A 26,285-nucleotide genomic window follows, 5' to 3' on the forward strand; every position below is an offset into this window, starting at 1 on the left:
CTCCTCGCGGCCCAACACGCGAAACCCGTCCACCGGCACGCCCGCCGGCGTGCCTTCTTCCCGCCGACACGACTGACACGTCGCGGGAGTCGTTCCCGGCGTCCGGCCGCGACCACGCGGCCGGGACGCCGTCGGCTCGCCTCTCACCGTTCGCGCGCTTCGATGACACGGCGCTCATGCCGCGGCGTCCTCGTTGGCCTTGACGAATCCCGCCGCGTCCAGTTCGCCGAGGAAGACCTGCGAGATCGCGTCGAGCATCGGACTCGCCAGCTCCCGCTCGACGGCCTGGTCCCAGGACAGCTGGAAGCTCGGGGCCTTGGCGACGAGGTCGTAGACGAAGGCCGCGAACTCGGGGTTCCCGGCGCCGGAGAGGCGGTCGGTGATGTCGGCGACGGCGGGCACGTCGCCGATCGCGATCAGTCCGTCCACATAGGCCTCGGAGGCCATCTCCTGCTTGAGGTAGGCGATCGCGGCGTCCTTGTGCGCGGAGTCCTTGGTGACCGAGAAGTAGTTGGTGGGGTTCCCGACGACCGCGTCGGGCGCGCCGGCGCCGTCTTCGATGACCGGGAAGGGACCCCAGGCCAGGTCGTCGCGCGCGAACTCCGGCGCACTGCCGAGCTGTGTCGTGTACTCCCACGAACCCATGAGGTGCATCGCGGCCTTCCCGGAGGAGAAGACCTGCTGGACGGCACCGCCCTCCCACTCCACGGCGGCGAAGTTGGTGCCGAACACCCCGCTGTCCACAAGGGACCTGGTGGTGTCGATCGCACGCGCGATCGCCGGGTTCTGCCACGCGCCCGCCGTCCCGGCGGCGATGTCGGCGAACACCTGCGCGCCGCCGATGCGCTCGACGAGGTACTCGATCCACATCAGCTCGGTCCACGACTGCGCCCCGGCCAGCGCGACCGGCGTGATCCCGGCCGACTTCAGCTTCTCGCAGACGTCGAGGAACTGCGTCCAGGTCTCCGGGATCTCGACGCCCACCTCGCCGAACACCTTGGTGTTGTAGAACATGTGCACCGGCTGCATGGTCCGCATCGGGATCCCGAAGAACTTCCCGTCGATCTTCCCGGCGTCGAGCACCGAGGGAAGGAAGGCGTTCTTGAAGGCGGGATCACCGTCGAGGTGCGGGGTGAGGTCCTCCAGGAGCCCTTCGCGGGCATAGGTGCGGATACTCCCGCCGCCCCAGTTGAAGAAGACGTCGGGCCGCTGCCCGGTGCCGATCGAGATGTGGACCTTGTCGCGGTAGCCGGTGTTGACCTCGGGCTGGAGCACGCCCTTGACCTCCGCCGCACCGTTGTAGCGGTCCAGGGAGGCCTGGCTGACCGGGTTGACGTTCTCGTCCTGGAGCACCCACACGGAGAACTCGCCGTCGGCGGCATCCTCTCCACCGCACCCGGTGGCACCGAATAAGGCGAAGGCGGCGCCGCCCCCGGCGAGGGTCAGGAATCTCCGGCGGGGCATGGAAGCGGTCATGACTGTCCCTTCACGACACGGGCGGTCTGCGTTGGGTGGCCTCGGCAGAACCCCCGGAAGTTTCGGAAAGTTCGCCCGGCTCATTCAGTGATGCCGGGCACACTACCGAGCTGTTTTCGGCCGGTCAAGTCCTTGTTTCCGTTGCAGTGCAACGGATATGGTGCCAACGCTTGGTCGGCACCTCGACATCGTCGACTGAAACTTTCGGAAACAATCGGCACGGGAGAGGCGGGCGGATGGACAGTCGCGAGGAGACCCACCGGCCCTGGCAGGACACCTCGGCGACCGTGGGGGACCGGGCCGCGGCCCTCCTCGCGGCCATGACGCTCACCGAGAAGACCGCCCAGCTCTACGGCGTCTGGATCGGCGTGACACCGGCCGGCGCCGACGTCGCGCCCCACCAGCACGAGTTCGCCGACGACGCCCTCGACTTCGACGCCCTCATCACCCACGGACTCGGCCAGCTCACCCGGCCTTTCGGGACCGCGCCCGTCGAGGCCGCCCAGGGCGCCAAGGCCCTCGCCCGCATGCAGGCCGACATCCGCGCCGCCGGCCGCCACGGCGTCCCCGCCCTCGTGCACGAGGAGTGCCTCACCGGTTTCATGACCTGGGGAGCCACCATCTACCCGACGCCCCTGGCCTGGGGCGCCACCTTCAACCCCGCCCTCGTCGAGGCCATGGCCCGCCAGATCGGCACCGGCATGCGCCAGGTCGGCGTCCACCAGGGACTCGCGCCCGTCCTCGACGTCACTCGCGACCCCCGCTGGGGCCGCACCGAGGAGACCATCGGCGAAGACCCCTACCTCGTCGCCACCCTCGGCACCGCCTACGTGCGCGGCCTGCGCGACGGCGGCATCGTCCCCACCTTGAAACACTTCGCCGGATACGCCGCCTCGGCGGCCGGACGCAACTTCGCGCCCGTCGCCATAGGCCCGCGCGAACTCGCCGACGACGTGCTCTTCCCCTTCGAGCTGGCCCTCCGCGACGGCGGTGCCGACTCGGTCATGCACGCCTACACCGAGATCGACGGCCTGCCCACCGCCGCCGATCCCGCCCTGCTCACGGGACTCCTGCGGGAAACCTGGGGCTTCACCGGGACGGTCGTCTCCGACTACTTCGGGGTGTCCTTCCTGGAACTCCTGCACGGCGTCGCCGCCTCACCGGCCGCGGCGGCGGCACTCGCCCTGTCGGCGGGCGTCGACGTGGAGCTGCCGACGGTCCGCTGCTACGGAGACCCGCTGCTGGCGGCCGTGCGGGACGGACTCCTCGACGAGTCCATCGTGGACCGCGCGGTCACGCGGGTCCTGCGGCAGAAGATCACCCTCGGACTCCTCGATCCCGAACCCGCCCGCACCACCGATCCGGCCGTCGACCTCGACCCTCCCGAGGCCCGCGCGCTCGCGGCGGCCATCGCCGAGGAGTCGGTGGTCCTGCTGTCCAACGACGGCGCCCTGCCGCTGAGCCCGGACGCACGAATCGCGGTCGTCGGACCCGTCGCCGACGACCCCGCGGCGATGCTCGGCTGCTACGCCTTCCCCAGCCACGTCGCGCACGACGACGACGGCGAGTCGCCCGCGATGGGCGTCGACATCCCCGACGTGCTGCGCGCCCTTCACACGGAGTTCCCGCAGGCGACCATCACACACGCGCGCGGCACGGCGGTGGACGGCGACGACCGCTCCGGCTTCGCCGAGGCCGTCGCGGTCGCCACCGCCGCCGACGTGTGCGTCGCCGTGCTCGGCGACCGCGCGGGCCTGTTCGGCCGCGGGACCTCCGGTGAGGGCTGCGACAGCGCGGACCTGCGCCTGCCGGGCGCGCAGGGCCAACTCCTCGGCGCGCTGCTGGCCACGTCCACGCCCATCGTGCTGGTCCTGCTCAGCGGCCGCCCCTACGCCCTCGGCGAGCACGCCGCCCGGACGGCGGCGATCGTGCAGACGTTCTTCCCCGGCGAAGAGGGCGGGGGAGCGGTCGCGGGCGTCCTCTCCGGGCGCGTCAACCCCTCCGGGAGCCTGCCGGTCGGCGTTCCGCGCGAGCCTGGCGGGCAACCGTCGACGTACCTGGCGCCCATGCTCGGCCGCCGCACCGACGTCAGCGCGGTCGACCCGACGCCCCTGTTCCCTTTCGGTCACGGGCTCTCCTACACGACCTTCGCCTGGGAACGGCCCCGGCTCTCTCTCGCCGAGACCTCGACCGAGGGCTCGGTGGAGGTGACCGTCGAGGTCGCCAACACCGGTGACCGCGCGGGATCCGAAGTCGTGCAGCTCTACCTCCACGACCCCGTCGCGCAGGTGACCCGGCCCGTGGTCCGCCTGATCGGCTACGGGAAGGTGGCGCTCGCGCCGGGGGAGCGGCGTACGGTCGGGTTCACCGTGCACGCCGACCTGTCGTCCTTCACCGGCCGCGACGGGCACCGCGTGGTCGAACCCGGATCACTGGAGCTGCGCCTCGGCCGCTCCTCGGCCGACGTCCGCGCCACGCTCGCGCTGCGGCTGACCGGGCCGGAGCGCGTCGTCGGCCACGACAGACGGCTCACCTCGGAGGTGACCTACACGTGACGAACGTGGCCGTCATCGGCACCGGCGGGATCGCCGGGATCCACGCCGCCGACCTCGCGACCCTCGGCGGCCGCGCGCGGATCACCGCCGCGGTCGACCCCGATCCGCTGCGGCTGGAGGAGTTCTGCGCGACCTGGGAGGTGCCCTACGGCTTCAAGGACACCACGGCCATGCTGGACACCGCCGCGCCCGACCTGGCGATCGTGTGCACGCCACCGCATCTGCACGCCGCCTCGGCGATCGCGTGCCTGGACCGGGGCGTGCACGTCTGGTGCGAGAAGCCGGTCGCCATGAGCCTCGCCGAGTTCGACGCGATGGCCGCCGCCGAGACACCTTCGGCGCGGCTGGCCACGGTCTCTCAGCATCGTTTCGGCAGCGGAGCCGAACGACTGCGGACACTGGCCGCCGAAGGGGTCCTCGGGCCGTCGGCCACCGCGCTCTGCCTGACCATGTGGCACCGGCCCGACGCCTACTTCGACGTGCCCTGGCGCGGCACCTGGGCCACCGAAGGCGGCGGCCCGACCCTCGGGCACGGCATTCACCAGATCGACCTGCTGCTGTCGATCCTCGGGCCCTGGCGCGAGGTCACGGCTGTGGCCGCCCGCCGCGCCCGCGCCACCGACACCGAGGACCTGTCGGCGGCACTGGTCACCTTCGACGACGGCACCCTCGCCACGATCGTCAACAGCCTGGTCTCCCCCCGGGAGACCAGCCACCTGCGCTTCGACTTCGCCCGCGCCACCATCGAACTGACCCACCTCTACGGCTACGGAGACGACGACTGGCGCATCACCCCGCTCGACGAGCACGCCGGCACCGTCGCCACGGCCTGGAACTCCGGACCCGCCGGACGCGCCAGCGGGCACTCCGCCCAGCTCACCGCGATCCTCGACGCCCTCGACGCCCTCGACGCCGGCGAACCCCCGCCCGTCACGGCCGCCGACGCCCGCGCGACCCTGGAACTCGTCACCGCGATCTACGCCGCCGCCTTCACCGGCGCACCCGTCCGGCGCGGCGAGATCGACCCGGAATCGCCCTTCTACCGACGGATGGACGGACCCGGGGCGCCCTGGCCGCCGAGCGGAGAACCACGATGAACCTGCGACTCGCCGACGACGAGGTGTCCTTGCGCGTGACGCGCGAAGACGCCGAACTCCTCCGCTACGTGTACCGCCCCTGGGACGCCCAGCTCGAATCACCGCGTCCCTACTTCCATCCCCTGCGGACCCTCGGCGGACGCCTCGTCAGCCTCTACCGTCCGCACGACCACGTATGGCACAAGGGAATCGCGCTCTCACTGCCCAATGTGGGCAGTGAGAACTTCTGGGGCGGCACGACCTACCGGCGCGGCACCGGCTACGGCCAATACGACAACGACGGATCGATGCGCCACCGCGCCTTCACCGGCCTGGACACCGAAGGCGCACGCGTCGGCGCCGCCCACGACCTCGACTGGATCACCCAGGACGGCGCGACCATGTTCACCGAACGGCGCCGCTTCGCCGCCGAGGCCGACGTCCACTCCTGGACGCTGCTGTTCGCCACCGCCTTCACCAACACCGGCACCGAACCCGTCGTCATCGGCAGCCCCACCACCGAAGGCCGCCACAACGCCGGCTACGGCGGACTCTTCTGGCGCGGCCCGCGCAGTTTCACCGACGGCGTCGTCCGCGTCCCCGGCCGCACCGGCGGCGACGAGCTCATGGGCGTCCGCGCGCCCTGGGCGGCCTACACCGGCCGCCACGACGAACAGGACGGATCGTCCACCATGGTCTTCGTCGACGGTTCCGGCGGCCCGCCCGTCCAGTGGTTTATCCGGGCGAACCCCTTCGCCGCCGTCTGCCCGGCACCGTTCTTCGACACCGAGGTCACCGTCGCCCCCGGCGAAACGCTGGCCCTGCGCTACGCCGTCGTCATCGCCGACGGCGACCCCGGCGACGACGGCGCACCGGCGCTCGCCACGAAAGGAGCCTCCGCGCTCACCACGTGGTGAAAGGGGTCTGGCGCCGGATGATCTTTCGTGCCACGGTGGGCCGCAACCGTCGTTCGAGAGGATCCCCATGCCCGAGCCACTCCGCGCGAGCCTCGCCATCGACCCCGCCGCCCCCGTCGCCGACGTCGACCCGCGCCTGTTCGGTGCCTTCGTCGAGCACCTCGGACGCTGCGTCTACACCGGTGTCTACGAACCCGGCCACCCCACCGCCGACTCCGACGGCCTGCGCACCGACGTCCTCGACCTCATCACCGAACTCGGCCCGACGATGCTGCGCTACCCCGGCGGGAACTTCGTCTCCGGCTACGACTGGGAGGACGGCGTCGGCCCGAAGGAGTCCCGGCCCCGCCGCCTCGACCTCGCCTGGCGCACGATCGAGACCAACCAGTTCGGCCTCGCCGAGTTCATGCGCCTGTGCCGCGCGACCGGAACCGAACCGATGATGGCCCTCAACCTCGGCACCCGGGGACTCGCCGAGGCCATCGGACTGGTCGAGTACAGCAACTTCCCCGGCGGCACCGCCCGCTCCGACCTGCGCAAGGCCCACGGCGACGCCGATCCCTACGGCATCAGACTCTGGTGCCTCGGCAACGAACTCGACGGGCCGTGGCAGATCGGGCGCCTCAGCGCCGACGAGTACGGGCGGCTCGCCGACCGGACCGCGCGGGCGCTCAAGCAGCTCGACCCCGCCCTGGAACTGGTGGCGTGCGGGAGTTCCGGGCGTGCGATGCCGACGTTCGGGGAGTGGGAGGCGACGGTCCTGGAGCACACCTACGAGTCGGTCGAGTTCATCTCGGCGCACGCCTACTACGAGGAGACCGACGGTGATGTCGACAGCTTCCTCGCCTCGGCCGCCGACATGGAGTCCTTCATCGCCGGGACGGTCGCCACGGCCGACGCGGTGGGCGCGAAACTGAAGAGCCCCAAACGAATCGCGATCTCCTTCGACGAATGGAACGTCTGGTACTCCAGCACCTGGCACCGCGAAGGCGTCGAGGCCGAGCCGTGGCAGGTGGCGCCGCGGCAGCTGGAGGACGTGTACAGCGTGACCGACGCCGTCGTGGTCGGGAGTCTGCTGATCACCTTGCTGCGCAACGCCGAGCGCGTGCGAGCGGCCTGCCTGGCGCAGCTGGTCAACGTGATCGCGCCGATCATGACCGAGCCGAGCGGACCGTCCTGGCGGCAGACGATCTTCCACCCTTTCGCCGAGGCCTCCCGGTACGGTCGCGGGCGGATCCTGCACGCCGTCGCCGACGGTCCCGCGCACGACACGGCCAAGCACGGCACCGTGCCGCTGCTGCACTCCGTGGCGGTCGCCGGTGATGACGGGTCGACGACGGTGTTCGCGGTCAACCGGGACACCTCACGGCCGATGAACCTGCGGATCGACACGCGGGGACCCGTCGGCCAGGTCAGCTGCACGACCCTGGCCGACCCCGACCGGCACGCCCGCAACACACGCGGCGAGCCCGATCGGGTCGCACCCCGGGAGAACAAGGACATCGCGATCACCGACGGTGGTGTCGACGTCCTGCTCCCGCCGCTGTCGTGGAACACCGTCCGGATCGCCGCGGCCTGACCCGTGGTGGGGAGGCACGCGCCTCCCCACCACCTCAGACGGTCAGGACGACTTCGCCGCTGGAGGCGACGTGGCGCGACATCGTGCAGCCCTCACCCGGCGAGACGGTTCAGGGCGAGCGTTCGTCTTGCCGGGCGCTCGGTGCGGCCGTTCCGGCGCGGCCGGGCGGGAGCTCCGCTTCGGTTTGGACCTCATGGACGATCTGGTTGAGCTTGACGGCTCCGGCGGATCCGGCACAAGCAGCTCAAGCCGCGGCGAATGACCAGCACCATCCCCACGCACCGCCGACGCCTCACGTCGATCGCGCGCCGGGCGCTCGCCCTCCCGCTTCGGCACCTGGCCCGGGCACCGCGTCGCTTCTTCTCTCCCCGACTCAACTTCAAGGAAGCGCCGCGGCGCAGCTGAGGCTGTGCCGTGGCGCCCGGTGAGATCAGTTGAAAACGATGGTTCGCTTGAACAGGAAGACGTTGCGGCTGGTCTGGTTGTTCACAGAGGTGCCATCCATCGCCTTTGTTGTGTAAAGCGCATAGGTCCCGTCCGCCCACGCTTCGCCTCCGCGCAGGAAGCTGACGTACCCGTTTCCGGACGGGTTCCGGTACTGGATCGCACCGCTCGGGAGGTAGATCAGGTTGTTGTCGGCCATCGACCAAGTGGCGTCCCCAACCTTGCCGTCGGCGCTCAGCCCGCGCGCGGTCTGCCACGCCTTCGTCGCGTCTCTGGTCTGGGTTCCGAAACTTCCACTGATGGTCGACTTGTTTGCCGTCAGGAAGCCGTCCACAGCGAGGATGGACTGCCACAGGATCACGGCGTCGGTGTTGCTGCTGTTTGCGCAGCCGTGGCAGAGGCTTCCGCCAAGGTCGTCGTAGTTGTCATGGAAGTCGTCGGTGAGCGCTCCTGCACCGTCGACCTCAGTGGTCGAAGCGATGCTTGCATCGGCGTGGGCGCCTGGCACGTTCGTTACGCCGGCAATGAGTGCTGTGCCGGCGGCGGTCGCCAGTGCGAGCCTTCCAAGCGAGTGTCGACCCATGTCACGTGGCCTTCCTGTTGGGCGCCGGGGAAATCCGCGCCGTCGAAACGCCGACGTTAGATCGCTTCGCCACAACGAAGGCACAATCTCGCCACAGCCAACGGAGCACTGATGCCTGTCTCCCCGCAAGCTCCCGATGGACTCGAAACCACCTCAGACGGTGAAGACGACCTTGCCGCGCGCGTGCTCCTGCTCCAGATCGGCGATGGCCGCGGGGGCCTCGGCGAGCGGACAGGTGCGTTCGACGGCGGGTGTGATCGCGCCTTCGGCGACCAGCCGGGCGAGGTGGGCGAGGTCCTCACCGTTCCGCGTCGAGGCGAGCGCCCGCAGTCGCTGCGGCACGAAGGGTCCGCCGGCTCCGATCGCGATCATGCGGCCAAAGGGTCCCCAGAAGGAATCGGAGCCCCCGCCGGCGGTGAGGTAGGTGCCGCCGGGCTTGATGAGCCGGCGCACCGCCGAGAGCGGGTGGTTTCCGACGAGGTCGAGGATGGCGTCGTAGCGTTCGGCGGTGTCGGTGAAGTCCTCGCGGTTGTAGTCGACGACGCGTTCTGCGCCCAGCGCGGTGGCCGCTGCGGCGTTGCGGCCGCTGCACACGGCGGTCACGCGCGCACCGAGCTGCGCGGCGAGCTGGACGGCGAAGGTGCCGACGCCGCCGCTGGCTCCGTTGACGACGACCTTGTGGCCATCGGCGATGCGGCAGACCCGCAGGGCCTGGAGCGCCGACGTGGCGGCGATCGGGAGCGTCGCGGCGGTCTCGTGCTTCACTCCCTCCGGGATCGCGACGAAGTGGGCGGCGGGTGCCGCGACGTACTCGGCGAAGCCGAGCTGGCTCACCTCGCCGACGACCTCGTCGCCGGGTTTCCAGGCCGTGACCTTCGGTCCGACGGCCTCGACCGTTCCGGCCACCGCGCGGCCGAGGATGCGCTTCTTCGGGCGGCGCAGTCCGAAGACGAGCCGCAGCATGGGCGGTCTTCCGCGCATGACGACCATGTCGCCGGCGTTGACGGAGGCGGCCTTGACGCGCACGAGCACATCCCCGGCACCTGGCGAAGGGTCGGGGACCTCGGCGTACCGGAGCAGCTCGGGTGGTCCGTACTTCTCGAAGACGATCGCTTTCACGCGCACTCCTCGGTGGTGTGGTGGCCTGAAGGACCCACCACCTCCACTGTGGACTGCCCGCGGCCCGCGCGCCTTCACCGAACGGTCGGGACGAGGGGCGCGAAAGGACGGTCTGGGACCTGTTCCGGCGATCACGGGAGCCGGATCAGGTGGCGGTTGGTCCCGGTCGGGGTGCGGGCCGCCACCGACTGTGGGCGAATCATGGGCGCGCTGTGGCGCCGCTGGGCAACATCGGCCCGAACAACCGTTCCGAAGGGGGAAGAGGATGTTGAAGAGGTTCGCCGGCATCACGCTGGCGTCGGTGGCGGCACTGGGCACGACCGTCGCCCTGTCGGTGACGCCCGCTCAAGCCGACCCATGGGTGTATGGGGGCGACTCCTACGTCGAACCGGATCCGAACGACTCGGGCGGCAAGGACGCCGGATCCTGGATGTACTCCGGCAACGGCAGCTACAGCGTCTCCTTCCAAGCCTATGACGAGAAGCTGACCGTCCACGACAACCTCGCGGATGGCGAACGGGCACACGCGCAGGTCAAGATCTAACCGCCCTCGATGACCCGCACGACCGCGGTCTCGGCCTCGCGGACCTCTCGCGCGACCTCCGCGAAGTGCGCCACCGCCGGTGTCCTGCGGCCCCGGCGCCAGGCGACGGCGAGCGTCGAGCCGGGGATGCCGGCGACCGGGACGTAGTGCAGCCCGCCTCGTCCGGCGGCGTAGCGCCGCAGCCCGGCGACGGTCACCGCCACGGCGAGACCGGCGGCGACCATCTCCAGTTCCTCGCTCTGCGAAGAGCTGTGCAGCACGCGATGGGGGAGCGACGGGTCGCGATGGGCGTCCAGCGTCCAAAAGCCCGTCCAGACCGGGTCGGGGGAGCGGCCCACGACCAACGGCTCGGCGGCGAGTTCGGCGGCGGTCACCGACTCTCGCGCGGCGAAAGGGTGTCCGGCCGGGACCGCCGCGACCAGGGGCTCGGTGAACAACGGCTCGCTCTCGATCCCCGGCGCCCCGACGGGCAGCCGGATCAGCGCGACGTCGGCCCGGTCGTCGGCGAGACCCGCCGAAGGATCGTCGAAGCCCGCCTCGCGCAGTTCGACGCGGACGCGCGGGTGCCGGCGGCCGAACTCGGCCAGGATCGGCGTGGTCAGTTCCAAGGCGGCGCCGATGCAGAAGCCGAGCCGCAGGGTCCCGATGTCACCGTCGTGCGCCCTGCGCGCGGCCTCGACACCGGCCTCGATGACGTCGAGAGCCCGCCGGGCGGAGGCGACGAACACCGTCCCGGCCTCGGTCAACGCGACCGTCCTCGTGGTCCGCTCGACGAGCCGGACACCGACCTCGTCCTCCAGCTCCCGGATCTGCTTGCTGAGCGCCTGCTGGGTCAGGAACAGCCGCGCGGCCGCACGGCTGAAGTGCAGCTCTTCGGCCAGCGTCACGAAATACCGCAGGCGGCGACTGGACACATCCACAACCACAGATTGTAAGTCCCGGCCGGAATGGTTGTTTCACTCCGCAGGGCACTCCTGCCAACGTTACCCACATCACAGCGAAGGTGACCTGGAGGTGAACCATGGGCTCGACCGGCACCACATGGCGCAACTGGAGCGGCAGCGTGCGCGCCGACCCCGCCCGCGTCGCCGCGCCAGCGAGCACCGCCGAGCTCGCCGAGGTCGTCAAGACCGCCGCCCGTGACGGCCTGCGGGTCAAGCCGGTCGGGTCCGGCCACTCCTTCACTCCCATCGCCGTCACCGACGGCGTCCAGCTGCGTCTCGACCGCCTCGCCGGTATCCGCTCCGCCGACCCCGCCACCGGCTTGGTCACCGTCGACGGTGGTATCTCCCTGCACCGGCTCGGCCCGATCCTCGCCGGGTACGGCCTTGCCATGGAGAACCTCGGCGACATCGACCGCCAGACCATCACAGGCGCGATCTCCACCGGCACCCACGGCACCGGCGCGCGTTTCGGTGGCATCGCCACCCAGGTACGCGGCCTCGAACTCGTCCTCGCCGACGGCAGCGTCGTCCACTGCGACGCGCAGGAGCGGCCCGAGCTGTTCGCCGCGGCCCGCGTCGGACTCGGCGCCCTCGGCGTCATCACCGCCGTCACTCTCCAGTGCGTCCCCGCCTTCGCCCTGCACGGCGTTGAGGAACCCCTCCCACTCGACCAGGTCCTCGACTCCATCGACGAGCTGGCCGACGGCAACGACCATTGGGAGTTCTTCTGGTTCCCGCACGGTCGCACCGCGCTGACCAAGCGCCACACCCGGCTGCCCGCCGACACCCCGCTGCGGCCGGTCGGCGCGCTCCGTCACCTCCTCGACGACGAACTGCTCAGCAACGGGGCCCTCGGCGCGATCATGCAGATCGGCACCGTCTTCCCCCGCACGATCCCGCCCCTGACGCGCTTCGCCGGCCGCGCGCTTTCCCGCCGGGAGTACACCGACCTGTCCTACCGGGTCTACACCTCGCGCCGCGCGGTCCGCTTCTTCGAAGGCGAATACGCCGTCCCGCGCGAACACGCCGCCGAGGTACTGCGTGAGATCGCCCGCTGGGTCGACACCCACGACGAGAAGATCTCCTTCCCGCTCGAAGTCCGCTACGTGGCCGCCGACGACATCCCGCTCGCCCCTACCTTCGAACGCGACAGCGTCTACATCGCCTTCCACCAGTACCGCCGCATGCCCTACCGGCGCTTCTTCGACGCGATGGAGGACATCCTCGGCGCCGTCGGCGGACGACCGCACTGGGGAAAGATGCACCGCCTCGACGCGGCGAGACTGCGTGAGCTCTACCCTCACTTCGACGACTTCACCGGCCTGCGCGACGAGCTCGACCCGTCGGGCCTGTTCGCCAACGACCACCTCGACCGCGTCCTCGGCGTGGCACCAGGGAGGCAGTGATGGGCTTCGCCGAACTGCATCGCGCGACCGAGCACCTCCAGCCGCCCTTCGCGGTCGTCGACCTCGGCGCGTTCACCGCCAACGCCGCCGACATGGTCGACCGCGCGGGCGGGAAACCCATCCGTCTGGCCAGCAAGTCCGTGCGCTGCCGTGCGCTGACCACGCGGGCCCTGAACACGCCCGGCTTCGCCGGGATCCTCGCCTACACCCTCCCCGAGGCGATCTGGCTGGCCGGCGACTGCGGCGACGTGCTCGTCGCATACCCGACCGTCGACACCGAGGCCCTGCGCGAACTCGGCGCGTCGGAACGGCTCGCGTCGCGCGTGACGCTGATGGCCGACGACCCCGCGCAGCTCGACCTCATCGCCGCCGCCGTCGGCGAGAACGCCCAACCGATCCGGATCTGCCTCGATCTCGACGCGTCCCTGCGACTGCTCGGCGGCCGCGTACACCTGGGCGCCCGCCGCTCGCCCGTGCACAGCCCGGAGGCGGCCCGCGAACTCGCACGGGCCATTGTGGACCGTCCCGGCTTCCGGCTTGTCGGCGTCATGTCCTACGAGGCGCAGACCGCCGGACGCGGCGACAACGCGCCAGGACTCGAACGCCACGCCGTCCGGGTCGTGCAGCGGATCTCCCGGCGCGAGCTGAGCCGGCGCCGGGCGGCCGCCGTCGCCGCCGTTGGTGAGATCGCGCCGCTGGAGTTCGTCAACGGCGGCGGCACCGGCAGCCTGGAGACGACCGCCGCGGAGGACGCCGTCACCGAACTCGGCGCGGGCTCCGGACTCTACGGATCGACGCTCTTCGACACCTACCGTGCCTTTCGCCCCCGCCCGGCGGCCTTCTTCGCGCTGCCCGTGACCCGCGTCCCGGGGCCCGGCCACGTGACCGTCCTAGGTGGAGGGTGGATCGCCTCCGGCGCTGCCGGCCGAGACCGGCTCCCGACACCCGTGTGGCCCGAAGGCCTGGCGCTCACCGGAATGGAAGGCGCGGGGGAGGTCCAGACACCCCTGACGGGCAAGGGCACGGCGGGCCTGCGGATCGGTGACCGCGTCTGGTTCCGCCACACCAAGGCCGGCGAACTGTGCGAACACGTCAACGAACTGCATCTGGTCGACGGCGACGCGATCACCGAGAGCGTGCCGACGTACCGGGGGGAGGGGTTCGCGTTCCTGTGAGCTCCCGGAACGCGGCCCGTGCTCCCCTTACGAGCCCAGTCGCTCCGTTATTACCAGCCACGCGAGCGCCTTCGTCTTGTCCTCGCGCACGAGAGTCACGACATCCGGATCGAGCATCGCGACCCCGGCGCCTTCGAGCGCCGTCGTGCTCGCCGCGTACGCCGGGTGCGCCCGCAGGACGGGACCGATCACCGGCGCGGCGACCACCGGCACCCCGAGGCCGAGGGCCCGGTTGAGGTTCCCCAGGGCGGTCGTGTCGGAGATCCCCGCGGCCCACCGGTTGAGTGTGTTGAACGTGAGCGGCGCGGCCACGACGGCGTCGGCCGGCGGGAACGGGTCGAGCTCGCCCGGCTTTCGGAGCCTGACGCGCACCGGTCGCCCCGTTCGGGCGGCGAGCGCGTCGACGCCGTCGTCGCCGAGCCAGGCCGCGGCCGTGGGTGTGAGGATGACGCAGGTGTCCCAACCGGCGGCCGCGAAGCTGTCGATCCCCGTCGCGAGGTCGGAGATCGGGGGTGACGCGCACGAGATGAGATGGAGGATGCGAGGCACACCGCGATCGTAGGCTGGGCGGCATGGCGATGCCCCCGCACAGGACACAGTGGACGATCCTCGGCGAGCGCGAGATCGACGGGACCCGCCGAGCGAAATGGAGCATCGCGCACGTCCGCTTGCCCGATGGCATCGAGTTCGAGCAGTACGTGCTGCGTGCGCCATCGTCCGCGATGGCGATCCTGATCGACGCCGCCGACCGGGTCCTGCTCATCTACCGACACCGGTGGGTCATCGACCAATGGGTATGGGAGCTGCCCGGCGGCTACTGCGACGGGGATGAGGACCTGGCGGTGTGCGCCGCGCGGGAAGTCGCCGAGGAGACCGGCTGGCGCCCGACCGCGCTCAAGCCGCTCGTGACGTTCCAGCCGTGGGTCGCCACCGCCGACAGCGCCCAGCACGTCTACGTTTCCTACGGTGCCGAGCCGATCGGCGGCCAGATCGATGTCAACGAGGCCGAAGCGCTCGCCTGGATTCCCCTCGCTGAGATTCCGGCGCGAATCGCCGCCGGTGAGATCGTCGGGTCCGCGTCGGTGATCGGCCTCCAGGCCGTTCTACTCGATCGCCTCGGCGGGCACCGGTGCGGGGACGCACCCGTCGGTGCGGACCGCCCGCGACCGGCCCACCACGTCGAAGCCGACGCCACAGGGAGATGACCATGCTGCTGATCCACCCGCCCGTCAACGGCCGCGGAATCCGCGTTCACCGCCAGGAGGACGTCGAGGACACACTCCGCACGATCATCGCGCTGTGCCCGCCAAGCGCGCAGCTCACCCTATGGTGGTACGACGGTGAGGATCTCAACGGGCGCATGCTCATCGGCGTCAACGGCCCCGGCAACACCGGCGGGCTGAAGTACTGCGCCGAGGACGGCGACACCTGGATCCCCGTCAACCGAGGTCCCGACGAGGTCCTTTTCAGCGATGGACATGCCCAGCTCGACTACGAGGGCAGCGTCCCCATGGAGACCGTGATCGCCGCCGCCTTCGCCTTCGCCGAGGGCGTCGGCGCTCGCCCCGCCACTCTGGAATGGCAGGAGGACTGGCGGGTGTGGGACAGCGACGAGGAGTACGCGCGGCACGCCCCCTGAAGCCCCCGCGAGCGGCGGCGACGCGCGGTGGGTTCCTTGACACCGGGTTCGGTCTGTGTCCCAATCAATCCTCAATGGACAGTGCGTGAACACTCCACGAGGCTCCGCCCAAGGAGGACCGACATGCCGGACGAGGACAACGACGCCAAGGGGTCGGACGAGCGGCGGTTGCACGAGCTCGGGTACGCCCAGGAGCTGTCGCGGAACATGTCGGGATTCTCGAACTTCGCGGTCTCCTTCACCATCATCTCGATCCTGTCGGGTTGTCTGACGCTCTACGCCTTCGGAATGAACACCGGTGGGCCGGCGATCATCGTGTGGGGCTGGCCGATCGTCGGCGTGATGACCTTGTTCGTCGGTCTGGCGATGGCCGAGGTGTGCTCCAGTTACCCGACGGCGGGCGGGCTCTATTACTGGGCCGCGAAGCTCGCGCCGAAGCGCGCGGCGGCGTGGTCGTGGTTCACCGGCTGGTTCAACTTCCTCGGCCAGGTGGCGGTCACCGCGGGCATCGACTTCGGTGCGGCCTTCTTCCTCAACGCCCTGCTGGAACTCCAGTTCGGCTTCGAGGCGACGCCGCCGAACACGATCCTGCTCTTCGGCGTGATCCTGCTGCTGCACGGCCTCCTCAACACCTTCGGCGTCCGGCTCGTCGCGCTGTTCAACGATGTCAGCGTGTGGTGGCACATCGCCGGTGTCGCACTGATCGTGGGCGCGCTGACGGTGCTGCCGGACAAGCACCAGTCGGCCGACTTCGTGTTCACCGAGTTCGTCAACAACACCGGCTGGAGTTCCTCGGTCTACGTCGGACTGATCGGCCTGCTCCTGGCGCAGTACACGTTCACCGGTTACGACGCCTCGGCGCACATGACCGAGGAGACGCACGACGCGGCCCGCTCCGGTCCTAAAGGGATGGTGCTGTCCATTGTGGTGTCGCTGGCCGCCGGGTGGATCCTGCTGGTGGGGCTGACCTTCGCGATCCAGGACTACGACGGCGCCCTCAAAAGCGATACCGGCGTGCCGCCCGCGCAGATCTTCATCGACGCCGTCGGCCTGGGACTGGGCAAGCTCCTGCTCGTCGTCGTGGTCGGCGCGCAGTTCTTCTGCGGCATGGCCTCGGTGACGGCGAACTCGCGCATGATCTACGCCTTCTCCCGCGACGGCGCCCTGCCCGCCTCACGTTTCTGGCACCGCATCAACAAACGCACGCGGACGCCGACCAACGCGATCTGGCTGGCCTCGGCCGGCGCGTTCGTCCTCGGCCTGCCCTACCTGTGGAACGAGACGGCCTACGCCGCGGTGACCTCGGTGGCGGTGATCGGGTTGTACATCGCCTACGTGCTTCCGACGATCCTGCGACTGCGGCAGGGCGACCGCTTCGACCGCGGGCCATGGCATCTGGGCCGCTGGAGCCGGCCGATCGGCGTCATCGCCGTCGTGTGGGTCGGGTTCATCGCGGTGCTGTTCCTGTTGCCACAGAAGAGCCCGGTCAACTGGACGACGTTCAACTACACGCCGATCGCGGTCCTCGCCGTACTCGGCTTCGCGGGCGTGTGGTGGCTGGTCTCGGCCCGCCGCTGGTTCACGGGACCGAAAGTACAGGGCAGCGCCGAGGAACTCGCCGCCATCGAGCGGGACCTGCGGGGGTGAACGGCGGGACACGCCGTGCCGACTCTCCACATCGGACCGATTTCGCCCATATCCGTGCAGCTCAGCCGTATCGGCCGACCGTATTGCGCAAAGTTCTGCCCGTGAGTCTCCTGGTCGGGGCTCATTCACGGATTTAAGCTGACCCAAGGTGAGTCGCCAATCCGTTTATCATCCGACCGGAGGCCCCCATGACCGAACCACCGAACTCCACCAGCGCGATCGCCGCCTTCTACGACGCCACGGTGGGCGCCTTCGGAGTGCTGTTCGACGGCTGTGTCCACACTGGATACTGGGCCCGTGGTGCGGAGACCTTCAGCCGCGCGCAGACCGACCTGACCGACCTCGTCCTCGACGCGCACGACGTCCCCGTCGACTCCCGGCTCCTCGATCTCGGCTCCGGTCAGGGCGGTCCGGCGATCCACGCCGCACGCCGCTTCGGCGCCTACGTCCTCGGTGTCACCCTGAGCGGCGAACAGGCGGCCGCGGCCACCGCGGCCGCGCAGGAGACCGACGTCGCCAAGCAGGTCGAGTTCCAGGTCAAGGACATGCGTTCGACCGGCCTGCCCGACGCGTCCTTCGACGGCGCCTACGCCATGGAGTCGGTGTTCCACGTACCCGACAAGGGCGCGGCCTTCGCCGAGGTCTTCCGCGTCCTCAAGCCGGGCGCGGCGCTCTCCATCGCCGACTACCACCACCTGCACGACATGTCGCCCGAAGACGACGGCATCGCCACCGGCATGCTCGCCGCCGCACCGCTGACCCCGCTCGACGAGTGGGTCTCGCTGCTGACCGGCGCCGGCTTCGAGTCCGTCGAGGCCCGCGACATCAGCGCCGACGTCGTCCGCAGCGGCGCCGCCATGCGCGAGGCCGTCGTCGAACGCCGCGAGGCCCTCACCGCCGTCGGCGGCCCCGAGGGCTACGGCATGGTGGGCGAGGCCGTCGCCCAGTACACCCGCATCTACACCGAAGGACAGGGCTTCGCCCTGTTCACCGCCCGCAAGCCCGCCTGAAGCTCAGTCGCCCCCCTGGCCGTCCACCGGATCGGCCAGGGGATCGGCGAGCAGCCTCTCGAAGGCCAGTTCGGCCGCCCCGATCAGCGCGGCGTCGTCGCCGAGTTTCGGGGTCCGCAGCCGCAGGTTCTCCCGGCACGCCGGCAGCACCATCGCGTTCACCCGAGACCGCAGGCTCGCCGCGGTCGCCAGGTACAGATCGCGCATCGTCCCGCCGAAGACGACCATCCGCGGGTTGAGGATGTTCGCGAGGTTGGCGACCCCGAAGCCGAGCCAGTCCCCGACCTGCCGCACCGCCGCCTGCGCCTTGCCGTCACCGCGCCCGGCCGCGTCGATCACCGCCAGCAGCGCGTCCCTCCCCGAGGCCCCGTCCCGGCCCGCGGCGCTCAGCAGCGCGTGCTCACCGATCTCGGTGACCCAGCAACCGCGCGACCCGCACCCGCACGGATGCCCGCCGGGCCGCACGACCATGTGCCCGACCTCCCCGCCGTAGCCGCCGTGACTGGTCACGCGGTGCCCGCCGGAGATGATCCCGGCCCCGACACCGACGTCGCCGTACAGGTACACGACGTCGCCGCATCCGGCGGCGACCCCGCGCGAGTGCTCGGCCAGCGCCGACAGGTCGGCGACCTTGCCGACGCTGATCCGCGGATCTCCGCCCAGGACCGCCGAGAGCGCTTCGGCGAGCGGCTCGGCGAAGCGCTCGATGTCGCCGCCGAGCTGGACCAGCCCGCCGTCGGTGCGGGCGGTGCCCGTCACGGCCACGCCCGTTCCCATGTTCACGGCATCGGGCGGCGCGTCGGGATGCATCTGACCGACGAACGCGGCCACGGCCGCGACCGTCTCGGACACGCTCGTGTCACCGTCGCGCGCGGCCTCACGCCGGTCGAGGATCTCCCCACCGAGGCCGACCCTGGCCGCCCGGATCCGGTCCACGTCGACGCTGACCGCGTAGGTGTAGACCAGCGCCGACATGGGCCGCACCACCAGCGACGGCCGCCCGGCCCGGGCCGCGCCCGACGCGCGCGGCGTCTCCTCGGTGACGAGCCCGGCGGTGGCCAGGTCGGCGGTGAGAGCGCCGATGGTGGAGCGGTTGAGACCGAGCTCGCCGGTGAGCTCGGCACGGGTGGTGGCCCCGTTGATGTGCACGTAGCGCAGCAGCGCGCCGAGATTATGTCTGCGGATCTCCTCCTGACTAGGCCCGGCGCGCAGACCCGGGGCGCTCAACGGTTCCCGGTGGCGGCGGCGCGGCGGCGCGAGAGGGCGTCGACGCCGGCGGCGAGCAGCAGCACGCATCCGGTGACCACGTACTTGATCCCGGAGCTGTAGCCCATCAGTCCCATGCCATTGATGATGACGGCAACGACGGCGCCGCCGAGCACCGCGTCACGGGCGCGTCCTTTTCCACCGAAGAGGCTCGTGCCGCCGATGACGGCGGCGCCGACGGCGTAGAGGAGCACGTTGCTGCCACCGGTGTTCGGGTCGACGGAGTGGTCGCGGGAGGCGGCGACGATCCCGCCGACGGCGGCCATCGTCGAACAGAGCACGAAGGCGGAGATGCGGATCCGGTCGACGTTGATGCCCGCCCGCCGCGCGGCCTCGTGGTTGCCGCCGGTGGCGTAGAGGTGACGGCCGTAGGGCGTCTTGTCGAGCACGAAGGTCCACAGGATCAGCAGCCCGGCGATGATCGGCACGATCACCGGAACGCCTTTCAGCGACGCGATGAGCGTGTTGAGGCTGCGTTCGACGTTGAGGACGTACACGGCGGCGCCGAGCGCGACCGCGAGCGCGCCGATGCGGATGAGCACGACGACGAGCGGGTCGGTGGCCAGACCGCGGCCGGTACGGCGGCGGAAGCGGTTCAGCTGCACGGCCGCGTACGCGGCGACGGCGACGGCGGCCAGCACCCAGCCGAGCACCGGCGGGAGGTTCCGGTTGGAGATCGCGACGACCACGGAGTCGCTGACCGTGATGTTCGTGCCCTCCTTGAGGAGCAGCAGGACGACCCCCTGGAACGCCAGGAAGGCGGCGAGGGTGACCACGAAGGACGGGATGCCGACCTTCGCGACGAGGAAACCGAGCACCGCCCCGATGACCGTCCCGGCCAGCACCGCCGCGGCGACCGCGATGTACCAGGGGAACCCGTAGGTCGCCAGCAGGATCGCCAGGACGGAGGCGCACACACCGCTGGTGAAGCCCGCCGACAGGTCGATCTCACCGACGAGCAGCACGAACACCAGGCCCATCGCGATGAGCGTGACGGCGGCACCCTGACTGAACAGGTTGGCGAAGTTCCCCGGTGAGAAGAACGTCGGGCGCACGATCGAGAACACCACGCACAGCACGAGCAGGCCGAGGACCGCCGGGAGGGAGCCGATGTCGCCGCCCCGCACGCGCGCGAGGTAGCCGCGGACGTGCCCGCCGAGGCTCACCGCCGGCGGCGGGACCGTCTTGACGGCGGGCGTGGCTTCGATGTGGGTGCTCACCCTCGTGCTCCGTTCAGTCCGTAGTCGTCGCCGGAGCCTGCGGCCGGCAGCCCGAGGTCGCCACTGCGACCGGCGGTGATGAGTTCGACCACCTGGGCGTGGGTCACCTCGGTGATCGGCACCTGCGCGGCCATCCGGCCGAGGTAGAGGGCCGCGACACGGTCGGCGACGGCGAAGACGTCGTTCATGTTGTGTGAGATCAAGACGACGGCGAGGCCGTTGTCGGCCATCCTGCGCGCCAGTTCGAGGACCTGCCCCGTCTGCGCGACACCGAGCGCGGCGGTGGGCTCGTCGAGGATGACCACGTTGCTGTTCCACAGCACGGCCTTGGCGATCGCGACGGTCTGCCGCTGACCGCCCGAGAGGCTGGAGACCGGCTGGCGCAGCGACTTCACCGTGCGCACCGACAGGCCGGCGAGCGTTTCGGCGGCGAGTTCCTCCATCGTGGCCTCGTCGAGGACGAGACCGGTACGGCGTTCGCGTCCGAGGAACATGTTCTGGACGACGTCGAGGTTGTCGCACAGCGCGAGGTCCTGGTAGACGACCTCGATGCCGCGGTCGGCGGCGTCGCGGGGGCCGTTGATGCTGATCGGCTCGCCGTCGTAGAACACGATGCCGGAGTCGATGGAGTAGATCCCACTGACGCATTTGACCAGCGTCGACTTGCCGGCGCCGTTGTCGCCGACGAGTGCGGTGACCTCTCCGGCGGTGACGGTGAAGTCGACGTCCCGCAGCACCTGGACGGGGCCGAAGCTCTTGTTGATCCGGCTCAGTTCCAGCAGCGGCGATGGGCTGGTGGACACGGTGGCCTCCTTGGCTGGGGGCCGGGCGGCGGCGCCCGCGTGCGTTCGTGCGCCGCCGCCCGGGGGAGGGATGGTCAGGAGATGCCGGCCTTCGTGCACAGCTCGGCGTAGTCGTCGACGCACAGCTCGGCGACGGTGACGTAGCCGTCGTCGACGACCGCCTTGACGTTGTCGGCGGTAACCGAGAGCGGGTCGAGGAGGACGGAGGGCACGTCGCGCCCGGACTCCGGGTCCTTCGTGGTCTGGCTCGTCGTCTTCTTCTCGCCGTTGGCGAGGGCGATGGCCAGTTCGGCGGCGGCGTCGGCCTCCTTCTTGACGGCCTTGTAGACGGTCATGCACTGCTCACCGGCGAGGATGTGCTGGAGGGCCTGCACGGTGGCGTCCTGCCCGGTGACGGGGACCTTGCCCTTGAGGTTGTTCTTCTCCAGGAGGGAGATCACCGCGTGGGCGAGGCCGTCGTTGGCGGCGAGGACGCCGTCGATCTTGCCGCTGGTGCTGGTGAGCATCTGCTCGAAGATCGTGCCGGCCTGCGTGTTGTTCCACTCGGGCACCGACTCGTCGGGGCCCTTGACGAACTCGCCCGAGTCGTAGAGCGGCTGGAGGACCGAGTCGTAGCCGGCCTTGAACTGGGTGGCGTTGTTGTCGGTGGCCGAGCCGTTCAGTTCGGCGACGACGGGCTTGTCGACCTTGGCGTCGGCGAGGCACTTGACGAGGCCCTCGCCTTGGAGCTGGCCGACCTTCTCGTTGTCGAAGCTGACGTAGTACTCGGAGTTGCCGCCGAGGGTGAGGCGGTCGTAGTCGATGGTGGCGACGCCTTGCGAGCGGGCCTTCTCGATGACGGCCTTACCGGTGCCGGAGTCCAGGTTGACGATCATCAAAACGGTGGCGCCGTTGGTGATCATCTGGTCGGCGATGGTGCCGAAGGCGGTCTTGTCGTTCTGCGCGTTCTGGATGTCGTACTCCACGCCGGCGGCCTCGAACGCCGCCGCGAGGAACTTCCGGTCGGCGGTCTCCCACCGGGCGGAGGACTTGCTGTCGGGGAGGATGACGCCGATCTTGGGGGTCTTGGTGGTGCCGCCGTCGTCGTCCTGCCCGCAGGCGGTGAGGCCGCTGAACGCGAGCAGCCCCGCCGCGGCGATGGTGAGGAACCTGCGCATGGCACGGGTCCTTTCGAGGTGGGGTGGGTGAGCGGGGGTGTTCGGGTGTCGCCGCCGGAGCCGGCCGGGTCGGGCCGTCCGGATGCCACAGCGGCTGTCTGCGAGCGCTCGGATGGTTTGTTGTGCCCAGCAACATATAAGCGCGGTGACGGAGCGCACAAGGGTGCGTGGCGGGTGGGTTTGTTGGGAGCGGTAACAATTCGGTAACGCAACGGGAATCCGGGGTCGCGCACGGTGGAGGCGAGGTCGGCGCGGCCCGCCCCGTCACGGACCTCCGGACGTCCATACCGCCAACGGCCCCGACCGATCCCCACCGGCCCTCTCCGCCTTCCCCGAAGCCTTCCGCAATCGCCTAGAATGAACCCTCACCCCGTGCCGAATGGTTCATCCCCACGGACGACGAAGCCCCCGGGAAATGCCATGAGGAATTCTCGGCACGCGCTTCTTCCCGCGCGGTCCGGCGCATGGTCCGCCCGCCTTTCGAAAACGCGATGTTCGGCGTGCGTACCCATTCCCGCCGACGCCTGTTCACCCGCCCGACAACGGGGTCGACGGCCCGCCCACGCTGGCCCGATCGCCTGCGCAGCGCGGGAAACCCACCCGAACCGCACTGTTAATGTGGCGGCACCGACGACCTTGACGACCTTGACGAGGAGACCGATACGTGATTCGCAAAGCAGTGATACCGGTGGCAGGACTCGGCACGCGACTGTTGCCCCTCACCAAAGCGCTGCCGAAGGAGATGCTCCCGGTCGGTGACAAACCCGTCCTGGAACACACGATCCGCGAACTCGCCGACTCCGGAATCACCGACATCACCATCGTCACGTCTTCCCGGAAGTCGGCGATCCAGAGCCACTTCGCCCCCGACCCCGAACTTGAGCGGCAACTCGAAGAGGCCGGTAAGGAAGAGGTCGCCGAGGCCATCCGCGAGGTCTCCACCCTCGCCCGCATCACCTACGTCTACCAGGACGGCCCCTACGGCAACGGCACCCCGATCCTCAACGCCGCCCGCATCGTCGGCGACGAACCGTTCATGGTCCTGTGGGGCGACGACGTCTTCGTCGCCGACGTCCCCCGCGCACAGCAGCTCAAAGAGAGCTACGAGCGCGTCAACGCGCCCGTCCTCGCCCTCATGCCCGTCGCCCCCGAAGACGCCTCCCGCTACGGCGTCCCGGTCGTCGAGGAGACCCTCGACGGCGGTCTCATGCGCGTCTCCGGCCTCATCGAGAAGCCGCCGGCGGACAAGGTCCCCTCGCACTTCGCGGCCATCGGCGGCTACGTCATGACCCCCGCCATCGTCGACGAACTCGAACGCCTCACCAAGGAGTGGTACACCCACCGCCAAGGCGAGATCTACCTCGCCGACGCGCTCAACGCCTACGCCGCCGAGAACCCCGTCTACGGCCAGGTCATCAACGGCACCTGGTACGACACCGGCACGCCCCTCAACTACCTGCTCGCCCAGTTCGCCGCGGCCCTCGCCCATCCGGTCTACGGCCCGGAGATGCGCAAGCTCGCCCTCGGCGACACCCCGGCATGACGCGCACGCTCCACCGGCCCCGGCGGTAGCCTTCCACCGGGGGCCGGCGGAGCGGGGGCGACATGGATCCGGAAGCGGTCACGGCGCGCACACCGCGCCCGCTCACCCGCGCGATGCTCGCCCAATCCTGGCGCGACGCGGCCTTCCTGCACTGGGAGATCGACCCCGAAGCGGTCGGCCCGCTGTTGCCTCCCGGCGTCACCGTCGACCTCTTCGGCGGCGTCGCCCACGTCGGGCTCATCGCCTTCCGCATGGTGCGAACGCGCCTGTTCGGCTCACCGCCCGTCCCGTGGCTCGGGACCTTCTGCGAGACCAACGTCCGCCTGTACAGCGTCGACGCGCATGGACGCAGGGCGGTCGTGTTCCGCTGGATGGCCGCCGAAAGGCTCCTGCCCGCACTCATCGGACGGGCCGCGCTCGGGCTGCCCTACCGCTGGTCGCGCATGACTCTCGATCGCGACGGCAAGCGCTTCACCTACACCTGCGCGACACCGGCGAGCCGCGTCCTCGTCGAAGCCGGAGCGCCGATCGAGCGACCGTCCCCTCTGGAGCTCTACCTCACCTCCCGCTGGGGCCTGCACACCCGGGCTTTCGGGCGCACCCTCCACCTCGCCAACGAACACGAGCCCTGGCCGCTGCACACCGCCGAGCTCCTCCACTGCGACGACCGGCTCCTCGCCGCCGCCGGGATCCCCGGCATCGTGGACCGGCCGCCCGACAGCGTCCTGTACTCGCCGGGCGTCCACGCGCGTTTCGGGCCGGCGCGCACACCCCTCCACCCGTGATCCCGGCCCTGTCCGAATGCCGACCGGACCGGCGGCCGGGAGCTGGTAGTCGTTGACGATGTCGAATCGAATGCGCACGAAGGACGGCCACACCGTCGGCGAAGGCGACCACGTGTGGGCGGTCAACGGAACCGGGCCCTACCTGATCGCCGACGCCGGCCACGCGGGCGGCCTGGTCTACCTCCAGCTGATCGGCAGCGACACCGACGGCCTGTTCTTCGCGCCCGGCGACCTGGCGTTCTACATCTGCAAGAACCGGCCCGCCGGTTACTGACCCGGCGTGTACGCCACGAAGAGCTCGCGGCCCGGTGTCTCCGATCGGCCGCCGGTCCAGATCCGGGTCGTGCCCGGGACGAGCGACACGGCCTGGATCGTGGCGTAACCGTCGGGCACGGGCCCGGGCTCGATCACGGCGGTCTCACCGTCGAAGCGCAGCACCAGCGACGATCCACGTGTGTAACCGGTCATGAGGAGCCCGCCGCGACCGTCGGGAACCATGCCGTACCACCAGCTGGTGTCCTCGGGCGTCTTCACCGGTGTCCACACATCGCCGTCGAGACGCAACAGCAACGGTTTCGCCTCGACCGGCCCGCCCAGAGAGGTGAACCCGCCGGCGTAGACGACGCCCTCGACGACGGTGGTCGCGGTCAGGTTGCCGTCTTCCTGGCCTGGCACGTCCTGCACCGACCAGGCAGTCCCGTCGAAGTGCAGCACGAGTGGCCGCGCGGCCCCGGCGGTGTAGGCGGTACCCACCGCCCAGGCCTCGTCGGCCGCGACGACGTCGATGTCGCTGAGGCTGAAGGCGGTCACGTCGTCGGGCACATCCGGCTCCACGAGGGTCCATTCGGTGCCGTCCCAGCGTTCGAGGAAGGCGACACCGTCGGGGATGCCGACCGCGCCGGTGTTGCCCACGGCCCAGGCGTTGGAGCCGTCGAGGGCGTCGACCGCCGTCAGCCACGGACGCCGGTCGCCCGCGTCGGGCAGCGGCGTGCGGGCCGCCGACCAGGCCGAGCCGTCCCACGCGGCGGCGTGCGCGCCGGGCTTGACCCCGCCGCCGACCGCCCACGCCGCGGACGGGCCGGTGAACGACACGTCCGACAGCCACGCCATCTCGGTGACCGGCGTCGGCGTCCACGTCGTGCCGTCCCAATGGGTCGCGACGGCACCCTCGGCGTCTCGCCCAACGGCCCAGACACTGTCCGGGGCGAGCGCGGCCAGTGAGTTCAGCGACGGCCGGGCGGTGGTGATCGGCGGGTCGACGAAGGTCCAGGTCAGCGACTCGGCACCGGTCCACGCCACGGACACGGCGAGGGAGGCGGCGAGGAGGACGGCGAGGGGGAGGCGGCTCTTCAGGCGATGGGAGCCTGCTGTGGATCGGGGCATGTCGGGAATGTACC

The 26,285-nt window shown here is 70.4% G+C and carries 24 protein-coding genes; 14 read left to right on the forward strand and 10 right to left on the reverse strand.

The genetic code is table 11. The annotated features are described in order from the left end of the window. Positions 1 to 174: 174 nt before the first annotated feature. Positions 175 to 1,476, reverse strand: coding sequence for an ABC transporter substrate-binding protein (locus HNR73_RS23550; protein WP_184789764.1), 1,302 nt, complete (start codon positions 1,474 to 1,476; stop codon positions 175 to 177). Between the two features lie 236 nt (positions 1,477 to 1,712). Between HNR73_RS23550 and HNR73_RS23555 the strand changes: the two genes are divergently transcribed. The 4 genes from HNR73_RS23555 (at position 1,713) to arfA (ending at position 7,603) form a co-directional block, all read left to right on the forward strand. After that, positions 1,713 to 4,031, forward strand: coding sequence for a beta-xylosidase/alpha-l-arabinosidase (locus tag HNR73_RS23555; protein ID WP_184789765.1), 2,319 nt, complete (start codon positions 1,713 to 1,715; stop codon positions 4,029 to 4,031). Further along, on the forward strand, positions 4,028 to 5,128 hold the full coding sequence (locus HNR73_RS40835; protein WP_184789766.1) for a Gfo/Idh/MocA family protein: 1,101 nt from the start codon (positions 4,028 to 4,030) through the stop codon (positions 5,126 to 5,128). Before HNR73_RS23555 ends, HNR73_RS40835 begins: the two co-directional genes overlap by 4 nt. Then, the gene (locus tag HNR73_RS23565; protein WP_184789767.1) at positions 5,125 to 6,024 is read left to right on the forward strand and encodes a DUF6807 domain-containing protein; all 900 of its coding nucleotides are present in this window, start codon (positions 5,125 to 5,127) and stop codon (positions 6,022 to 6,024) included. The genes HNR73_RS40835 and HNR73_RS23565 overlap by 4 nt, the downstream gene beginning before the upstream one ends. A gap of 67 nt (positions 6,025 to 6,091) precedes the next feature. Further along, on the forward strand, positions 6,092 to 7,603 hold the full coding sequence (arfA, locus tag HNR73_RS23570) for an arabinosylfuranosidase ArfA (RefSeq protein WP_184789768.1): 1,512 nt from the start codon (positions 6,092 to 6,094) through the stop codon (positions 7,601 to 7,603). 430 nt (positions 7,604 to 8,033) lie between these two features. On the opposite strand, the gene HNR73_RS23575 is transcribed toward arfA, so the two are convergent. Next, positions 8,034 to 8,630, reverse strand: coding sequence for a peptidoglycan-binding domain-containing protein (locus tag HNR73_RS23575; RefSeq protein ID WP_184789769.1), 597 nt, complete (start codon positions 8,628 to 8,630; stop codon positions 8,034 to 8,036). A 153-nt stretch (positions 8,631 to 8,783) separates the two neighbouring features. After that, positions 8,784 to 9,749: an NAD(P)-dependent alcohol dehydrogenase gene (locus tag HNR73_RS23580; protein ID WP_184789770.1), complete on the reverse strand. Its 966-nt coding sequence runs from the start codon at positions 9,747 to 9,749 to the stop codon at positions 8,784 to 8,786. 265 nt (positions 9,750 to 10,014) lie between these two features. Between HNR73_RS23580 and HNR73_RS23585 the strand changes: the two genes are divergently transcribed. Beyond that, positions 10,015 to 10,293 (forward strand): hypothetical protein, encoded by a 279-nt coding sequence (locus HNR73_RS23585; protein WP_184789771.1) that lies wholly within the window; start codon positions 10,015 to 10,017, stop codon positions 10,291 to 10,293. Here HNR73_RS23585 and HNR73_RS23590 read toward each other — a convergent pair. Continuing rightward, positions 10,290 to 11,213 carry a LysR family transcriptional regulator gene (locus tag HNR73_RS23590; protein WP_203686446.1) on the reverse strand — a complete coding sequence of 308 codons (924 nt, stop codon included), beginning with the start codon at positions 11,211 to 11,213 and terminating at the stop codon, positions 10,290 to 10,292. The two genes, HNR73_RS23585 and HNR73_RS23590, sit on opposite strands and share 4 nt — an antisense overlap. A gap of 101 nt (positions 11,214 to 11,314) precedes the next feature. Here HNR73_RS23590 and HNR73_RS23595 point away from each other — a divergent pair, with 101 nt between their 5' ends. After that, positions 11,315 to 12,643: a D-arabinono-1,4-lactone oxidase gene (locus HNR73_RS23595; RefSeq protein ID WP_184789772.1), complete on the forward strand. Its 1,329-nt coding sequence runs from the start codon at positions 11,315 to 11,317 to the stop codon at positions 12,641 to 12,643. Continuing rightward, entirely contained in the window at positions 12,643 to 13,818 is a 1,176-nt protein-coding gene (locus HNR73_RS23600) for an amino acid deaminase/aldolase (RefSeq protein ID WP_184789773.1), read from the forward strand. The genes HNR73_RS23595 and HNR73_RS23600 overlap by 1 nt, the downstream gene beginning before the upstream one ends. A gap of 27 nt (positions 13,819 to 13,845) precedes the next feature. On the opposite strand, the gene HNR73_RS23605 is transcribed toward HNR73_RS23600, so the two are convergent. Then, a complete protein-coding gene (locus HNR73_RS23605) occupies positions 13,846 to 14,367 on the reverse strand; it encodes a flavoprotein (RefSeq protein ID WP_203686444.1) in 522 nt (173 codons plus the stop codon). Positions 14,368 to 14,390: 23 nt separating this feature from the next. On the opposite strand from HNR73_RS23605, the gene HNR73_RS23610 reads away from it, so the two are divergent. The 4 genes from HNR73_RS23610 (at position 14,391) to HNR73_RS23625 (ending at position 18,114) form a co-directional block, all read left to right on the forward strand. After that, positions 14,391 to 15,023 (forward strand): NUDIX hydrolase, encoded by a 633-nt coding sequence (locus HNR73_RS23610; protein ID WP_184789774.1) that lies wholly within the window; start codon positions 14,391 to 14,393, stop codon positions 15,021 to 15,023. Between the two features lie 2 nt (positions 15,024 to 15,025). Further along, positions 15,026 to 15,457, forward strand: coding sequence for an Imm1 family immunity protein (locus HNR73_RS23615; protein WP_184789775.1), 432 nt, complete (start codon positions 15,026 to 15,028; stop codon positions 15,455 to 15,457). Positions 15,458 to 15,580: 123 nt separating this feature from the next. Then, the gene (locus tag HNR73_RS23620; protein WP_184789776.1) at positions 15,581 to 17,104 is read left to right on the forward strand and encodes an amino acid permease; all 1,524 of its coding nucleotides are present in this window, start codon (positions 15,581 to 15,583) and stop codon (positions 17,102 to 17,104) included. Between the two features lie 188 nt (positions 17,105 to 17,292). Next, the gene (locus HNR73_RS23625; RefSeq protein WP_184789777.1) at positions 17,293 to 18,114 is read left to right on the forward strand and encodes a class I SAM-dependent methyltransferase; all 822 of its coding nucleotides are present in this window, start codon (positions 17,293 to 17,295) and stop codon (positions 18,112 to 18,114) included. A gap of 3 nt (positions 18,115 to 18,117) precedes the next feature. On the opposite strand, the gene HNR73_RS23630 is transcribed toward HNR73_RS23625, so the two are convergent. From HNR73_RS23630 to HNR73_RS23645, 4 genes are all read right to left on the reverse strand, one after another. Beyond that, entirely contained in the window at positions 18,118 to 19,326 is a 1,209-nt protein-coding gene (locus HNR73_RS23630) for an ROK family protein (protein WP_184789818.1), read from the reverse strand. Between the two features lie 11 nt (positions 19,327 to 19,337). Next, positions 19,338 to 20,600, reverse strand: coding sequence for a sugar ABC transporter permease (locus HNR73_RS23635; RefSeq protein ID WP_184789778.1), 1,263 nt, complete (start codon positions 20,598 to 20,600; stop codon positions 19,338 to 19,340). After that, a complete protein-coding gene (locus HNR73_RS23640; protein ID WP_184789779.1) occupies positions 20,597 to 21,403 on the reverse strand; it encodes an ATP-binding cassette domain-containing protein in 807 nt (268 codons plus the stop codon). The genes HNR73_RS23635 and HNR73_RS23640 overlap by 4 nt, the downstream gene beginning before the upstream one ends. A gap of 74 nt (positions 21,404 to 21,477) precedes the next feature. Beyond that, complete coding sequence (locus tag HNR73_RS23645; protein ID WP_184789780.1) at positions 21,478 to 22,560, reverse strand: sugar ABC transporter substrate-binding protein; 1,083 nt, start codon at positions 22,558 to 22,560, stop codon at positions 21,478 to 21,480. A 664-nt stretch (positions 22,561 to 23,224) separates the two neighbouring features. Between HNR73_RS23645 and HNR73_RS23650 the strand changes: the two genes are divergently transcribed. The 3 genes from HNR73_RS23650 (at position 23,225) to HNR73_RS23660 (ending at position 25,162) form a co-directional block, all read left to right on the forward strand. After that, positions 23,225 to 24,103: a UTP--glucose-1-phosphate uridylyltransferase gene (locus HNR73_RS23650; RefSeq protein WP_184789781.1), complete on the forward strand. Its 879-nt coding sequence runs from the start codon at positions 23,225 to 23,227 to the stop codon at positions 24,101 to 24,103. Between the two features lie 62 nt (positions 24,104 to 24,165). Then, positions 24,166 to 24,888, forward strand: coding sequence for a YqjF family protein (locus HNR73_RS23655; protein ID WP_184789782.1), 723 nt, complete (start codon positions 24,166 to 24,168; stop codon positions 24,886 to 24,888). A gap of 70 nt (positions 24,889 to 24,958) precedes the next feature. After that, positions 24,959 to 25,162: a hypothetical protein gene (locus HNR73_RS23660; protein WP_203686442.1), complete on the forward strand. Its 204-nt coding sequence runs from the start codon at positions 24,959 to 24,961 to the stop codon at positions 25,160 to 25,162. On the opposite strand, the gene HNR73_RS23665 is transcribed toward HNR73_RS23660, so the two are convergent. Continuing rightward, positions 25,156 to 26,271, reverse strand: a complete 1,116-nt coding sequence (locus HNR73_RS23665; RefSeq protein WP_184789784.1) for a hypothetical protein — start codon at positions 26,269 to 26,271, stop codon at positions 25,156 to 25,158. The two genes, HNR73_RS23660 and HNR73_RS23665, sit on opposite strands and share 7 nt — an antisense overlap. Between the last annotated feature and the right edge of the window lie 14 nt (positions 26,272 to 26,285).

Source organism: Phytomonospora endophytica, assembly GCF_014202425.1.
In the GTDB taxonomy this organism is placed as follows: domain Bacteria; phylum Actinomycetota; class Actinomycetes; order Mycobacteriales; family Micromonosporaceae; genus Phytomonospora; species Phytomonospora endophytica.

Coding starts and splice junctions, on each gene's coding strand:
- HNR73_RS23550 (WP_184789764.1), bottom strand. CDS start 1,476: ATGACCGCTTCCATGCCCCGCCGGAGATTCCTGACCCTCGCCGGGGGC.
- HNR73_RS23555 (WP_184789765.1), top strand. CDS start 1,713: ATGGACAGTCGCGAGGAGACCCACCGGCCCTGGCAGGACACCTCGGCG.
- HNR73_RS23565 (WP_184789767.1), top strand. CDS start 5,125: ATGAACCTGCGACTCGCCGACGACGAGGTGTCCTTGCGCGTGACGCGC.
- arfA (WP_184789768.1), top strand. CDS start 6,092: ATGCCCGAGCCACTCCGCGCGAGCCTCGCCATCGACCCCGCCGCCCCC.
- HNR73_RS23575 (WP_184789769.1), bottom strand. CDS start 8,630: ATGGGTCGACACTCGCTTGGAAGGCTCGCACTGGCGACCGCCGCCGGC.
- HNR73_RS23585 (WP_184789771.1), top strand. CDS start 10,015: ATGTTGAAGAGGTTCGCCGGCATCACGCTGGCGTCGGTGGCGGCACTG.
- HNR73_RS23595 (WP_184789772.1), top strand. CDS start 11,315: ATGGGCTCGACCGGCACCACATGGCGCAACTGGAGCGGCAGCGTGCGC.
- HNR73_RS23600 (WP_184789773.1), top strand. CDS start 12,643: ATGGGCTTCGCCGAACTGCATCGCGCGACCGAGCACCTCCAGCCGCCC.
- HNR73_RS23610 (WP_184789774.1), top strand. CDS start 14,391: ATGGCGATGCCCCCGCACAGGACACAGTGGACGATCCTCGGCGAGCGC.
- HNR73_RS23615 (WP_184789775.1), top strand. CDS start 15,026: ATGCTGCTGATCCACCCGCCCGTCAACGGCCGCGGAATCCGCGTTCAC.
- HNR73_RS23620 (WP_184789776.1), top strand. CDS start 15,581: ATGCCGGACGAGGACAACGACGCCAAGGGGTCGGACGAGCGGCGGTTG.
- HNR73_RS23625 (WP_184789777.1), top strand. CDS start 17,293: ATGACCGAACCACCGAACTCCACCAGCGCGATCGCCGCCTTCTACGAC.
- HNR73_RS23645 (WP_184789780.1), bottom strand. CDS start 22,560: ATGCGCAGGTTCCTCACCATCGCCGCGGCGGGGCTGCTCGCGTTCAGC.
- HNR73_RS23655 (WP_184789782.1), top strand. CDS start 24,166: ATGGATCCGGAAGCGGTCACGGCGCGCACACCGCGCCCGCTCACCCGC.
- HNR73_RS23660 (WP_203686442.1), top strand. CDS start 24,959: ATGCGCACGAAGGACGGCCACACCGTCGGCGAAGGCGACCACGTGTGG.
- HNR73_RS23665 (WP_184789784.1), bottom strand. CDS start 26,271: ATGCCCCGATCCACAGCAGGCTCCCATCGCCTGAAGAGCCGCCTCCCC.